Consider the following 13,656-nt stretch of genomic DNA (forward strand, 5'->3'; position numbering starts at 1 on the left):
CTGATGCCCTGTCATAACAACAAGACGGGAGACGTGCGTCCATGTCCGCGACACCCTATCTGCTGCAACCGCCGCTGGCGGTCGGATTCGCCCGCCTGGGCTTCGGCTCCCTCTCGCTGGAGTCGTTGCGCGAGCGCTACGCCGCACCGTCCAGCGGCTCGCGCTTCATCGAGCTGGACGGTTTCCCGCTGCACTACCGCGACGAAGGCAGCCGCGACAAGCCGGTACTGGTGATGATCCACGGCGTGGTCGCCTCGCTGCACACCTGGGACGACTGGGTGAAGGCGATGTCGCCCTACTTCCGCATCGTGCGCTTCGACGTGCCGGGCTTCGGCCTGACCGGGCCGGGGCGTGACAGCCGTTACTCCGGCGAGCGCATGGTGGCGATCCTCGGCCAGTTGCTCGATTTCCTGAAGATCGACAAGGCCTCGATCGCCGGCAACTCCCTGGGCGGTTATATCGCCTGGAACTTCGCCCTGGCGCAGCCGCAGCGAGTGGAGCGGCTGGTGCTGATCGACCCGGCCGGTTACCAGATGCGCAAGGTGCCGTGGATGATCGCCTCGGCGGCGCTGCCCGGCTCGACCCTGGCGATGCCGCTGTGGATGCCGCGGGCGCTGATCGCCCAGGGCATCAAGGAAGTCTATGGCGAGCCGGGGCGGATCAAGCCGGGGGTGGTCGACCGTTACTACGACCTGAGCCGCCGCCCGGGCAACCGCAAGGGCATGATGGAGATCTTCCGCGTGTTGCTGAAGGTCAACCGCGAGGAACTCGGCACCTCCGGCGAACGCATCGCCCGGATCGCCGCGCCGACCCTGCTGATGTGGGGCGAACGCGACCGCTGGATCTCGCCGAAGCACGTACCGCTGTGGCAACGCGACCTGCCGGGGATCCAGGTGAAGACCTATCCGGGCGTCGGGCATATCCCCATGGAGGAGATTCCCGAGCAGACCGCGGCGGATGCACTGCGCTTCCTGATGGCCTGATCCCAGGCCGTCATGAAGAAGCCCGCGCTGGTCAGTCGCGGGCTTTTTAATGCATGGACGAAAGGCCGAAATACCAGGCAGGGCAGGGAAGCGATGCAAGCCCCTCTCGCGGCGCGGAGGGGCGGCGAGGAGGGTCAGGCGGCCTTCGGTTCCGGTTCGAACTGGTCGCGGTACTGCTCGATGAGGTGCAGGTTATTGTGCTGCCAGGGGTGGAAGTCCTTCTTGTAGAAGTCCAGGTACACGCCCACCAGCGAGCGGAACACGCCGTCCTTGCCCCACAGCCACTTGATGCCGTCGCGCCAGACCTTGAAGTTCCACAGCAGGCCGTCGCGCTTGAGCATGTGGACCAGGCCCTTGGTGGTGTCGAGGGCGAAGAAAAAGGTGCCCTGGACCATCGCCCGGCGGCGCAGCCTGGCCTTGCCGTTGACCAGCATGAACACGTCGTAGGCCACCGCCTTGTGCTCGGTTTCCTCCAGTGCGTGCCAGCGCCACAGGCGGGCCATGGTCGGGTCGGCGCCTTCCAGCCACCTGGGGTTGCTCAGCAGGCCGTCGGCCATGATCGCGGTGAGGTGCTCCAGGGCCGCGGTGGCCGCCAGTTGCCGCGACGGGTGCAGTTTCTGCTGGGCGAAGCGGATGCGCCGCTTGGCACCGCCTTCCAGGCGGTCGATGTCGTAGCCGAGGGCGCGCAGGCGGTCGCTGTAGACCAGGTGCTCGCGGCTGTGGTGGCCTTCCTGGCCGATGAAGCCACGGATCTGTTGCTTCAGCGCCGGGTCCTCGACCCGCTCGCGGTAGTGGCGCACGGAGTCGATGAAGAAGCGCTCGCCATCGGGGAACAGCACCGACATGGCGTTGAACATGTGGGTCTTGAAAGCGTCGCCGCTGTGCCAATGGCGCGGCATCGGATCGGGCAGGTCGAAGTCCAGATGACGCGGGCGGATCTCCAGACCTTCGGGGGTGGTGCTGGCCATAGCGGCTCCCTGTGATGGTGAAGGACCATGGGATCGACTATCGCTTGCGGGGGATAGCCTCACAAGGTTATCTTCTGCCAACTTTCCGGTCATATCCGGCCAGCGGTCAGAACAATAAACAGCCATGAAACAACCGCTCAATTTCACCGCCGAACTGGTGCCGGTGGCCTATGCCGAGGCACTCCTCGATCTCGTCGCGGAGTACGGCGTATCCCGCCAGGCGCTGTTCGACGCTGCGCGGGTGCGTCCCGAGGTGCTGGACAGCCCGAACGGCCGCCTGTCCTTCCTCGACTTCAACCAGCTCACCTACAGCGCCCAGGCCCTGTGCGGCGAGCCGGCGCTGGGGCTGGTGCTCGGCCAGCGCCTGAACGTCTCCGCCCACGGCATCCTCGGCTACGCGGTGCTGTCCAGCGCCAACCTGGGCAAGGCCATCCAGTTCGCCCTCAAGTACTACCGGGTGCTCGGCCTGGCCTACGAACTGGAACTGGTGCTCGATGACGGCCGCGCCGAGTTGCGCGCGGTGGAGTCGATGCCGCTGGGCGCCGCTTCGGTGTTCGCCGCCGAGGGCCTGATGGCGACGCTGTATTCCATCGCCTGCTTCCTGGTCGGCGAGCCGTTGCAGGACGTGCGGGTCGGCTTCGCCTATCCGCCGCCGGCCCATGCCCGGCGCTACGCCGAGGTGTTCGGGGTGGCCGCGGAGTTCGAGCAGCCCTGGCACTGGCTGAGCATGCCCAGCGAGTACCTGGAACGACCGATGGCGCTGGCCAACCCGGCCACGGTGCAGATGTGCGAGCAGCAGTGCGAGGCGCTGCTGGCCACCCTGGACGTCCAGGAAGGCCTGCTGACCCGTGTGCGCCGCCTGCTGCTGGCGCGTCCCGGCGACTTCCCCGATCTCGAACAGGCCGCCCGCGAACTGCACACCAGCGGGCGCAGCCTGCGCCGGCACCTGTCGTCGCTGGGCACCACCTACCAGCAGGTCCTCGACGATGTGCGCAAGCGCCTGGCCCTGCAATACCTGACCACCACCCAGCTACCGCTGTACGAGATTGCCCTGTTGCTCGGCTTCAACGACTCGTCGAACTTCCGCCGGGCGTTCCGCAAGTGGACCGGCAAGCTGCCCAGCGACTACCGCGAAGCGCCCTGAGCCGACGCCGACGGTCCTCGGCACCAGGCGGATGTGCGATGCTTGGCGTTTCATAGAAATCCATGGCGCGCTTGCCGCGCCGACCGTGATCGGAGTCTTGCATGTCGACATCCCCCGCGCTGATCCGCGAAACCTTTCCCGTCGGGCCTTTGCAGTGCAACTGCACCATCATTGGCGATCCGCTGACCAGGAAGGCCATCGTCGTCGATCCGGGCGGCGACCACGAACTGATCCTGCAGCGCCTCGACCGCCTCGGCCTGCAAGTGGTCAGCATCATCCATACCCACGCGCACCTGGATCACTTCCTCGCCTCCGGCGAGATGAAGAAGCGCACCGGCGCCAGCCTGCACCTGCACAAGGACGACCAGTTCCTCTGGGACAACCTGGAGATGCAGTGCCAACTGTTCGGCGTGCCCTACACGCCGGTGCCGGCCCCGGACCGCTGGCTGGCCGACGACGAGGAACTGGCCTGCGGTTGCGGAGTGGCACTGCACACGCCGGGGCATACGCCGGGCTCGATGAGTTTCTGGTTCCCCCGGGCGAAGCTGCTGATCGCCGGCGACACCCTGTTCCGCCGCGGCATCGGCCGCACCGACCTGTGGGGCGGCGACTCGGCGGCGATCCAGCGTTCGATCCGGCAGCGCCTGTACAGCCTCGACGAGGATGCCACGGTGGTCGCCGGCCACGGCCCGGATACCACGCTGGGCGAGGAGATGCGCGAGAATCCCTTCGTCAGGGGCTGAAAAGGATTTTTCCGAGCATCGGGAATTTTGCCACCTGGCTATGCTCTAAGATGTCAGCCGCCCCTCACGCAGGGGCGTTTCAGTACCTCGAGGAGTAGTTTTCCCATGTTCACCTCCCGTTGCCTGCCTCTGGCCGCAGCCGTCACCGCACTGGCGCTGCTCGCCGGTTGTGCCAACAACAACCCCTACGACACGCAAAGCCAAAGCCAGGGTGGCATGAGCAAGACGGCCAAATACGGCGGACTGGGTGCGCTGGCCGGCGCCGTCGCCGGCGCCGCGATCGACCACAACAACCGTGGCAAGGGCGCGCTGATCGGCGCTGCCGTTGCCGGCGCGGCCGCCGCGGGTTATGGCTACTACGCCGACAAGCAGGAAGCCGAGCTGCGTCGGCAGATGGAAGGCACCGGCGTGGAAGTGCAGCGCCAGGGCGACGACATCAAGCTGATCATGCCGGGCAACATCACCTTCGCCACCGATTCGGCGAACATCGCTCCGAGCTTCTACGCGCCGCTGAACAACCTGGCGAACTCGTTCAAGCAGTACAACCAGAACACCATCGAGATCGTCGGCTACACCGACAGCACCGGCAGCCGCCAGCACAACATGGACCTGTCCCAGCGTCGTGCGCAGAGCGTGGCCGGCTACCTGACCGCCCAGGGCGTCGACGGCACTCGCCTGAGTACCCGCGGCATGGGCCCGGACCAGCCGATCGCGAGCAACTCCACCGCCGACGGTCGCGCGCAGAACCGGCGCGTCGAGGTCAACCTGCGACCGGTTCCGGGCGCCCAGGGCCCGGCGCAGACCCAGCCGCAGTACTGATCGCGGCCTGGAAGAAAAAGCCCGCCATTCGGCGGGCTTTTTCATGGGCGCTGGTCGGCGCTCTTCGTCCTACGCCTTGGCGTTACCGGGAAACTCGCGGTGCAGGCTGTCGAGCAACTGGTCCTTGCGCTCCCACAGCTGGTTGACCCATTGCTGGAATTCCGCGCGGTAGCCGGCGTCCTGGTCGTAGCTCTTGCCGACGAACTGGCGCGGAATCTCCAGTTCCTCGAAGCGCACCACGACGTCCTTCAGGCGTCCGGAAAGCAGGCACCAGAAGGTCGGGCTGCCGTCCGGGTAGTGGATAGTCACGTTGACCAGGGTCTTCAATTGCTCGCCCATGGCGTCGAGGACGAAGGCGATGCCGCCGGCCTTGGGCTTGAGCAGGTGGCGGAACGGCGACTGCTGCTCGTCGTGCTTGGCGCGGGTGAAACGGGTGCCTTCGAGGAAGTTGAACACCGCTACCGGGATGCGGCTGAACTTGGCGCAGGCCTTGCGCGTGGTCGCCAGGTCCTGGCCTTTCTTCTCCGGGTGCCTGGCCAGGTAGGCCTTGCTGTAGCGCTTCATGAAGGGGAAATCGAGGGCCCACCAGCACAGGCCGATGATCGGGACCCAGATCAGTTCCTGCTTGAGGAAGAAGCGCAGCAGCGGGATGCGCCGGTTCAACTGGTATTGCAGGACGAGGATGTCGACCCAGCTCTGGTGGTTGCTGGTGACCAGGTAGGAGTGTTGGTACTCCAGGCCCTCCAGGCCCTGGACGTTCCAGCGGGTGCGCTGGACCAGGTTCATCCAGCCCTTGTTGCAGGCGATCCAGCCTTCGGCGATCAGGCTCATGATCTTGCTGCACAGGCGCTGGGCGGCGGCGAACGGCAGGAGCAGCTTGACCAGGGTCATGCCGAACAGCAGGCAGGCCCAGCACAGGGTGCTGGACACCAGCAGCAGGCCGGCCAGGGAGCCGCGCAGGAAATGGGGGAGAAACGACAGCATCAAGGAGTCCTTGTACGTAGGCGCCCGGCCAGGGCCGGGCGCGTGGAGCGGGGCGTGGTCCCGCCGTTCACATGGCACATCCTCGTGCCTGGCCGAAGCCAGTGCCGCCCACTGGGCGGCGTTCCTTCAGGCCGGGGCCTGGGCGTCCGCCTGGATGGCGGTGAGGGCGATGGTGTAGACGATGTCTTCCACCAGCGCGCCGCGCGACAGGTCGTTCACCGGTTTGCGCAGGCCTTGCAGCATCGGCCCGACGCTGACGCAATCGGCGCTGCGCTGCACCGCCTTGTAGGTGGTGTTGCCGGTGTTCAGGTCGGGGAAGATGAACACCGTGGCCTGCCCGGCCACCGGGCTGTTCGGCGCCTTCTGGCGGCCGACGCTGGCGATGGCGGCGGCATCATACTGCAAGGGTCCGTCGATCAACAGGTCGGGGCGCTGCTCGCGCGCCAGGCGGGTGGCCTCGCGAACCTTGTCGACATCCACCCCGGAACCGGAGTCGCCGGTGGAGTAGCTGATCATCGCGACCCGTGCCGGGATGCCGAAAGCCTGCGCCGACGCGGCACTCTGCACGGCGATCTCGGCCAGGTCACTGGCCGAAGGATCGGGATTCACCGCGCAATCGCCGTAGACCAGCACCTGGTCCGGTAACAACATGAAAAACACTGACGACACCAGGTTGTAGCCGGGCGCGGTCTTGATCAGTTGCAGCGCCGGGCGGATGGTGCTGGCGGTGGTGTGGATGGCGCCGGAGACCAGGCCGTCGACCTCGTCCAGGGCAAGCATCATGGTCGCCAGGACCACGCTGTCCTCCAGTTGCTGCTCCGCCATCGGCGCGTTCAGCCCCTTGCCCTTGCGCAGCTCGACCATCGGTTCGACGTAGCGCTGCCGAACCAGGTCCGGGTCGATGATCTCCAGGCCTTCCGGTAGCACGATGCCCTGGGCCTGGGCCACCGCCTGGACCTCGTCCGGCTTGGCCAGCAGCACGCAGCGGGCGATGCCGCGCGCCTGGCAGATCGCCGCCGCCTGCACGGTGCGCGGCTCGCTGCCCTCGGGCAGGACGATGCGCTTGCCGGCCTTCTGCGCGCGTTGCACCACCTGGTAGCGGAACGCCGGCGGCGACAGGCGCAGCTCGCGCGGCGTACCGCAGCGCTGCTTGAGCCATTCGAAATCGATATGCCCGGCGACGAACTCGGTGACCCGCTCGGCGCGCTCGCGGTCGTCCACCGGGATTTCCTTGTTCATCCGGTTCAGGTTGGTCGCGGTGTCGTAGGAGCCGGTGGCCACCGACAGCACCGGCAGGCCGCCCTGCAGGGCGCCGCGGCAGAGTTCCATGATCCGCGGGTCGGGCGGGAAGTCGCTGCACAGCAGCAGGCCGGCCAAGGGTACGCCGTTCATCGCGGCCAGGCTGGCGGCGAGGATGATGTCGTCGCGGTCGCCGGGGGTCACCACCAGCACGCCGGGCTTGAGCAGTTGCACGGTGTTGGGCACGGCGCGGGCGCATAGCACGATCTTCTGCACCCGGCGCTGCTCGTAGTCGCCGGCGTTGATCACCCGTGCGCTGAGCAGGTCGGCGATGTCGCGGGTGCGCGCGGCGTTGAGTTCGTCCTGCCAGGGAATGCAGCCGATCAGGCGGAAGTCGTCGCGCAGCAGCGGCGAGTGTTCGGTCAGGCGCCGGGCGAAGTCCGCCACGCCGTCCTCGGCGTTGGCCGCGTCGGCCTCGCCGCGGACCTTGTTGAGGATCACCCCGAGCACCTTCGGGTCGCGCGGGCCGCCGAACAGCTGGGCCTGGATCTCGATACGGTCGGTCAGTTCGGTGAGCGTCTCGTTTTCCGGCGCGGAGACCAGGATCACCTCGGCGTCGAGACTCTTCGCCAGGTGGAAGTTGACCCGCGCGGCGTAGCTGGCGTGACGGGTTGGCACCATGCCTTCGACGATCACCACGTCCTTGTCGGCGGCGGCGCGCTGGTAGAGGCTGATGATCTCTTCGAGCAGTTCGTCCAGTTGGCCGTCGCCGAGCATCCGCTCGACCTGGGCCAGCGGCAGCGGCTTCGGCGTATCCAGGCCGTGGGTGCGCGCCACCAGTTCGCTGGAGCGCTCCGGGCCGAGGTCGCCGGGATGCAGCTGGGCGATGGGTTTGAAGAAGCCGACCTTCAGCCCGGCGCGTTCCAGGGCGCGAAGCAGGCCGAGGCTGATCGAGGTGAGGCCGACGCCGAAACCGGTCGGGGCGATGAAGAAGGTATGCATCTGGGCTCCTTAAGCCGTGCGTTTGGCCTCACCGCCTGGTTGGGCGGGGGCGTCGATCCAGTTCAGTCGAGCAGGGCCAGCGTGTCGAGGGCGATCTGCCGCTCTTCGTTGGTCGGGATCACCAGTACCCGCGGATGCCCCGCGGCCTGGATCGGCCCGGCGACGCCGCGCACGCAGCGGGCGTTGGCCTCCTGGTCGAGGCGCAGGTCGAACAGCCGCAGGTGGGCGGCGGTCTTGGCGCGCACCAGCGGCGAGTTCTCGCCGATGCCACCGGTGAAGATCACCCCGTCCAGTTGCGGCAGGGCGCAGCTCATCGCCGCCAGGGACTTGGCCAGGCGGTAGCAGAACACCTCGATCGCCAGGGCCGCGCCGGGGTGGCCCTGCTCGCGCTCCTGTTCCAGGGTGCGCATGTCGTTGGACAGGTCGGAGAGGCCGAGCAGGCCGCTTTCGTTGTTCAGCATCGAGTCGATGCGCTCCAGGCTCCAGCCCAGGGTCCGCGCCAGGTGGCTGTGCAGGTTGGGGTCGACGTCGCCGCTGCGGGTGCCCATCACCAGGCCTTCCAGCGGGGTCAGGCCCATGCTGGTGTCGAGGCTCTGGCCGTTGACGATGGCGCAGGTCGAGCTGCCGTTGCCGAGGTGGGCGCTGAGCCAACTGCTGTCGCCGACCGCCAACCCGGCCATTTCCGCGGCGCGGTGGCTGACGTAGCGGTGGCTGGTGCCGTGGAAGCCGTAGCGGCGTACGCCATGCTCGCGGTAGAGGGCTTCCGGCAGGGCGTAGCGGTAGGCGTGCTCCGGCAGGCTCTGGTGGAAGGCGGTGTCGAACACGGCGACGTGGGGCAGCTTGGGAAACAGCGTCATCGCTGCCTCGATGCCTTGCAGGTTGGCCGGGTTGTGCAGCGGCGCCAGCGGCGCGGTGGCCCGGATCGCCTCGACCACCCGGTCGTCGATGCGCGTGGCATGGGTGAACAGCTCGCCGCCATGCACCACCCGGTGGCCGATGCCGTGGAGCTTGCCGCCCGCGGCGTTCTGCACCATCGGCAGCAACTGGGCGAGGGCGGCGCGGTGGTCGGCGTTGGGAATCATCAGGCTGTCGCTGTCGCCGCCGCGCTTCCAGCGCAGCACCGCATCGCGGCTGCCCAGGCGCTCGGCGAGGCCGTGCAGGGGAAACAGGGAGTGGGCCTCGTTGACCAGGGCGAACTTGATCGACGAACTGCCGCAGTTGATCACCAGTATGTTGCGTGAGGGCATCACTGCTCCTTGGTCTGCTCTTCTTCTTCCCGGGCACACCAGCCGCAGCGAAATTCGCGGCCGAGCTGTCTGTGCCGCTCGTTTTCGTCAAGGACCCAGGCGCGCGATTGCCAGGGCGGTTGGTGGCGCAGGTGTTGAGTATGGCCACAGGACAAGACTGCCACCCAATGGCCTTCCTCGTCCTGATGAAAATCAATCACCCGCGACGGCGCTCGCGCGCCCCGTTCATCAGGGGCGCGGTCGCTTTCGGGGCTATTGATGCGTACACTTACGCATTCATCTTCTTTATCGAAAAGGTTTCGAACCATGCAGATCGCGGCCAACAAGGCGGTTTCCATCGACTATACCCTGACCAACGACGCCGGGGATGTCATCGACAGTTCCGCTGGTGGCGCGCCGCTGGTCTACCTGCACGGTGCCGGCAACATCATCGTCGGCCTGGAGAAGGCCCTGGAAGGCAAGAACGTCGGTGACGAACTGAGCGTCGCCATCGAGCCGGAAGACGCCTATGGCGAATACAGCGCCGAACTGGTCGCGACCCTGACCCGCGAGATGTTCGAAGGCGTCGACGAACTGGAAGTCGGCATGCAGTTCCACGCCTCGGCTCCGGACGGCGGCATGCAGATCGTCACCATCCGCGACATCGACGGCGACGACGTGACCGTCGACGGCAACCATCCGCTGGCCGGCCAGCGCCTGAACTTCAAGGTCAAGGTAGTCGACGTGCGCGAGGCCAACGCCGAGGAAATCGCCCATGGTCACATCCATGGCGAAGGCGGTCACCACCACTGATCGGCGTTCATTCGCCGATTGATGGCCTGAGCCGTCCGCCGGCGGAACTGCTAAGCTGGTATAGCGAAAGGCGCCTTTGGGCGCCTTTCGCGTCATGCGCCATGCCTGGGCTCTTTACCCCGTCCCTGGGGATGCGCCGCAGCCAGGGTTCTTGCCCGGTGCGGGGCTTGGCACGTTGTGTCGCTGAATGCGCAAGGAGTACGTCATGAGTGCCTTTCACGATCTCACCCTGCAGGGGTTGGATGGACAGGACCTGCCGCTTTCCCCGTTCAAGGGCAAGGTGCTGCTGGTGGTCAATGTCGCTTCCAAATGCGGCCTGACACCCCAGTACGCCGGCCTGGAGAATCTCTACCAGACCTACCGCGAGCGCGGTTTCGCGGTGCTCGGCGTGCCCTGCAACCAGTTCGCCGGCCAGGAGCCGGGCAGCGAGGCGGATATCCAGTCCTTCTGTAGCCTGAACTATGGCGTCAGCTTCCCGATGAGCGCCAAGGTCGAGGTCAACGGCAGCGCGCGGCATCCGCTCTATCGCCTGCTGGCGGGCGAGGGCGCGGAGTTTCCCGGCGACATCACCTGGAACTTCGAGAAATTCCTCCTCGGTCCCGACGGTCGCGTGCTGGCGCGTTTCAGCCCGCGCACGGCGCCGGACGACCCGGCCCTGGTGCAAGCCATCGAGAAGGCCCTGGGTTGATCTCCCCCGCGGGACGCGTTCGCGTCCCGCCGCTTCCTTTCCTGTCTTGCGCCGGTTCATGACGCAACGCGATAAGTCCCTGCCTGTAACGCCTGATCACCGCCGTTGATAATGCTGGGCGGACGAGACGACCGGTCATATTCTCTCGTTCCATGACTAGCAACCGACTCGACAAGCGCGAACTGATCCTGGCCAAGGGCTCCGAGGTCATGACCCGGCGTGGCTACCACGGCACCGGGGTGCTGGAGATCGTCCAGGCCGCGCGCATCCCCAAGGGCTCCTTCTATCACTACTTCGACAGCAAGGAAGCCTTCGCCCAGCAGGCCCTGGAGCACGTCTACGCGCCGCGCCTGGCGCGCTACGCCCAGGCCCTCGGCGACAGCCGCTTCAGCCCGCGCGAGCGGGTGCTGCGCTACTACGGCGAGCTGCTGGAGCACTTCGCCCGCCAGGAAAAGCCCGAATACCACTGCTTCATCGGCAGCCTGAGCTTCGAGATGGCCGAGCTGTCGCCGCCGATCGCGGCCAAGGTCGAGTCGATCCTGCAGGCTTCCGCGCAAATCCTCCAGGACTGCCTGGAGCAGGCGCGCGAGGCCGGCGAACTGGCCGCCGACGAGGACTGCGCGAGCCTGGCCGGCTTCATCGGCTTCGCCTGGCAGGGCGCCCTGGCGCGCTTCAAGGTCGGCGCCGGCCTCGCTCCGTTGAATGCTTTCATGTCGCGCCTGGAACTGCTGCTCCGCGCCTGATACCTGCCCGAACCTCCCATTCCCCCTCAGGAGTCCGTCCATGAGTGCCCCCGTAGAAGCCCTGTTCCAACCGTTCCGTCTCGGCGCCCTGGAGCTGCCCACCCGTGTGGTGATGGCGCCGATGACCCGCAACTTTTCCCCGGGCGGCGTACCCAACGCCAAGGTCGTCGAGTACTACCGCCGGCGCGCCGCCGCCGGCGTCGGCCTGATCGTCAGCGAAGGCACCACGGTCGGCCACAAGGCCGCCAACGGTTATCCGAACGTGCCGCGCTTCTATGGCGAGGACGCCCTGGCCGGCTGGAAGCAGGTGGTCGACGCAGTGCATGCCGAGGGCGGGCGCATCGTTCCGCAGCTCTGGCACGTCGGCAGCGTTCGGCGCCTGGGCGTGGAGCCGGACGCCAGCGTGCCCGGCTACGGCCCGATGGAGAAGGCCAAGGACGGCAAGGTGCTGGTCCACGGCATGAGCAAGGCCGACATCCAGGAAGTCATCGCCGCCTTCGCCCAGGCCGCCCGCGACGCCCAGGCGATCGGCATGGACGGGGTGGAGATCCACGGCGCCCACGGCTACCTGATCGACCAGTTCTTCTGGGAAGGCAGCAACCAGCGGGACGACGAGTACGGCGGCAGCCTGGCCAATCGCTCGCGCTTCGCCGTCGAGCTGGTGCGGGCGGTGCGCGCGGCGGTCGGCGCGGATTTCCCGATCATCTTCCGCTTCTCCCAATGGAAGCAGCAGGACTATTCCGCGCGCCTGGTGGAAACCCCGGAGGGCCTGCGCGAGTTCCTCGCGCCGCTGGTGGAGGCCGGCGTCGATATCTTCCACTGCTCGACCCGCCGCTTCTGGATTCCCGAGTTCGAAGGCTCGGAACTCAACCTGGCCGGCTGGACCCGCGAGCTGACCGGCAAGCCGACCATTACCGTGGGTAACGTCGGCCTGGACGGCAGCGAGTTCCTGCAATTCTTCGGCAAAACCGACGAGGTGGCGCAGCCGGCGAGCATCGACGGCCTGGTGGAGCGCCTGGACAAGGGCGAGTTCGACCTGGTCGCGGTGGGCCGCGCGCTGCTGGTGGATCCGGAGTGGGCGGTGAAGGTCCGCGAGGGGCGCATCGGCGACATCAAGCCGTTCAGCCGCGAGGCCCTGGCCAGCCTGGTCTGAAGGCGCGTCCGCGACACACCGGTCCGGCGCTGCGCCGGCAAGGAAATCCCACCCCTCGGGGTGGGATTTTTCATGGCCGTGATTTTTTCCGAAAACCCGCCCTGCGACCGGCTGACTTCAAAGTCCGAAACCGGCATTGTATGACCGCCAACACAACAATAGGCCGAGAAACGGCCAGAGGAGCGAATCCATGCGTATCGGCCTGGTGGTCGACGCGACCTGCGACCTGCCGCCCGAATTCCTCGCCGCCCACGGCATCCGCGTGATGCCGATCGGGATCCGCCTGGGCGAGCAGCGGCTCATCGATCGACGCGACCCCGACACCACCCTGAGCTTCTACCGCGACCACCTGCCCAAGGTCGGCAGCAAGGACGGCAGCCAGCCGCTCTCCGCCGCCGAGTTGCAGCAATGGTTCCTCGACGAACTGGTGACCGACTTCGACTACGTGGTCTGCCTCACCGTCGACAGCCTGCGCAGTCCGATCTTCGAGCACGCCACCCAGGCCTCCTTCGGCCTGCTCCAGCATTACCACGAGCGCCGCCACGCGGCCGGCATCGCCGGTCCCTTCACCCTGCGCGTACTCGACAGCCACTCGGTGTTCGCCGGCATCGCCTGCCTGGCGGCCGAGGGCACGCGCCTGCTGGCGCAGGGCAGCCACCCCAACGCGCTGCGCACGCGCCTCGAACAACTCAGCCAGCAGACCTGCACCTACCTGGTCGCCGACGACCTGGGCCACTTGCGCCGGCGCGGCTTCCAGAAGGGTGATCGCAGCGGTTTCGTCGACCGGGTCAAGGGCGCGGCGCTGGGGTTGGGCTCGCTGCTCGACGTCAAGCCGGTGTTCAGCCTGGCCGATGGCGAGGACAAACCGGTGGCGCTCTCGCCGAGCTTCGAGAAATCGGCGGAGAAGCTGTTCGGCTATGCCCTGGCGCGGGTACAGGCGGGTGAGCTGCTGGCACCGCAACTGGGTCTCAGCTATGCCGGCGATCCGACCGCGCTGCGCGACCTGCCGGGCTTCGCCGCGCTGGAGAACGCCTGCCGCGAGCGCGACATCCACTTGCACCTGGGCATGCTCAGTCCCACCGGCGGCATCAATCTGGGCGCCGGGGCCATGAGCCTGGGCTTCATCGCCGCGCCGAAAGCCTTTGCCTGAG

Annotated in this window: 14 protein-coding genes; 9 read left to right on the plus strand and 5 right to left on the minus strand. The window is 67.1% G+C overall.

Translation table 11 applies throughout. The features are described 5' to 3' along the window. Positions 1-41 precede the first annotated feature (41 nt). Positions 42-983 carry an alpha/beta fold hydrolase gene (locus tag FOC67_RS04610; RefSeq protein WP_009315286.1) on the plus strand — a complete coding sequence of 314 codons (942 nt, stop codon included), beginning with the start codon at positions 42-44 and terminating at the stop codon, positions 981-983. Positions 984-1,117: 134 nt separating this feature from the next. On the opposite strand, the gene FOC67_RS04615 is transcribed toward FOC67_RS04610, so the two are convergent. Then, entirely contained in the window at positions 1,118-1,951 is an 834-nt protein-coding gene (locus FOC67_RS04615; protein ID WP_003109433.1) for a metal-dependent hydrolase, read from the minus strand. A 124-nt stretch (positions 1,952-2,075) separates the two neighbouring features. On the opposite strand from FOC67_RS04615, the gene oruR reads away from it, so the two are divergent. The 3 genes from oruR to FOC67_RS04630 all read left to right on the plus strand — a co-directional run bounded on the left by oruR (position 2,076) and on the right by FOC67_RS04630 (position 4,657). Further along, entirely contained in the window at positions 2,076-3,095 is a 1,020-nt protein-coding gene (gene oruR / locus FOC67_RS04620; RefSeq protein WP_003114220.1) for an ornithine utilization transcriptional regulator OruR, read from the plus strand. Positions 3,096-3,196: 101 nt separating this feature from the next. Next, positions 3,197-3,838, plus strand: a complete 642-nt coding sequence (locus tag FOC67_RS04625; protein ID WP_003085806.1) for an MBL fold metallo-hydrolase — start codon at positions 3,197-3,199, stop codon at positions 3,836-3,838. A 105-nt stretch (positions 3,839-3,943) separates the two neighbouring features. Next, positions 3,944-4,657, plus strand: a complete 714-nt coding sequence (locus FOC67_RS04630) for an OmpA family protein (RefSeq protein ID WP_003085808.1) — start codon at positions 3,944-3,946, stop codon at positions 4,655-4,657. Between the two features lie 69 nt (positions 4,658-4,726). Here FOC67_RS04630 and FOC67_RS04635 read toward each other — a convergent pair whose 3' ends face one another. The 4 genes from FOC67_RS04635 to FOC67_RS04650 all read right to left on the minus strand — a co-directional run bounded on the left by FOC67_RS04635 (position 4,727) and on the right by FOC67_RS04650 (position 9,467). Next, the gene (locus FOC67_RS04635; protein ID WP_003085811.1) at positions 4,727-5,641 is read right to left on the minus strand and encodes an acyltransferase; all 915 of its coding nucleotides are present in this window, start codon (positions 5,639-5,641) and stop codon (positions 4,727-4,729) included. A gap of 126 nt (positions 5,642-5,767) precedes the next feature. Then, the gene (pta, locus tag FOC67_RS04640; protein WP_003085813.1) at positions 5,768-7,882 is read right to left on the minus strand and encodes a phosphate acetyltransferase; all 2,115 of its coding nucleotides are present in this window, start codon (positions 7,880-7,882) and stop codon (positions 5,768-5,770) included. 62 nt (positions 7,883-7,944) lie between these two features. Beyond that, complete coding sequence (locus tag FOC67_RS04645; RefSeq protein WP_003085814.1) at positions 7,945-9,129, minus strand: acetate kinase; 1,185 nt, start codon at positions 9,127-9,129, stop codon at positions 7,945-7,947. Further along, positions 9,129-9,467, minus strand: a complete 339-nt coding sequence (locus FOC67_RS04650; RefSeq protein ID WP_003109430.1) for a DUF3565 domain-containing protein — start codon at positions 9,465-9,467, stop codon at positions 9,129-9,131. Before FOC67_RS04650 ends, FOC67_RS04645 begins: the two co-directional genes overlap by 1 nt. Here FOC67_RS04650 and FOC67_RS04655 point away from each other — a divergent pair. The 5 genes from FOC67_RS04655 (at position 9,436) to FOC67_RS04675 (ending at position 13,655) form a co-directional block, all read left to right on the plus strand. Further along, positions 9,436-9,921, plus strand: a complete 486-nt coding sequence (locus FOC67_RS04655; protein ID WP_003085816.1) for a peptidylprolyl isomerase — start codon at positions 9,436-9,438, stop codon at positions 9,919-9,921. The genes FOC67_RS04650 and FOC67_RS04655 overlap by 32 nt on opposite strands. Positions 9,922-10,126: 205 nt before the next feature. Beyond that, positions 10,127-10,609, plus strand: a complete 483-nt coding sequence (locus FOC67_RS04660; RefSeq protein ID WP_003109429.1) for a glutathione peroxidase — start codon at positions 10,127-10,129, stop codon at positions 10,607-10,609. Positions 10,610-10,761: 152 nt separating this feature from the next. Beyond that, the gene (locus FOC67_RS04665; protein ID WP_003085819.1) at positions 10,762-11,352 is read left to right on the plus strand and encodes a TetR/AcrR family transcriptional regulator; all 591 of its coding nucleotides are present in this window, start codon (positions 10,762-10,764) and stop codon (positions 11,350-11,352) included. A gap of 40 nt (positions 11,353-11,392) precedes the next feature. Continuing rightward, positions 11,393-12,505, plus strand: coding sequence for an NADH:flavin oxidoreductase (locus FOC67_RS04670; protein ID WP_003085824.1), 1,113 nt, complete (start codon positions 11,393-11,395; stop codon positions 12,503-12,505). A gap of 190 nt (positions 12,506-12,695) precedes the next feature. After that, positions 12,696-13,655, plus strand: a complete 960-nt coding sequence (locus FOC67_RS04675) for a DegV family protein (protein ID WP_003085826.1) — start codon at positions 12,696-12,698, stop codon at positions 13,653-13,655. Position 13,656: the final 1 nt, after the last annotated feature.

This window comes from Pseudomonas sp. FDAARGOS_761 (assembly GCF_013343155.1).
In the GTDB taxonomy this organism is placed as follows: domain Bacteria; phylum Pseudomonadota; class Gammaproteobacteria; order Pseudomonadales; family Pseudomonadaceae; genus Pseudomonas; species Pseudomonas aeruginosa.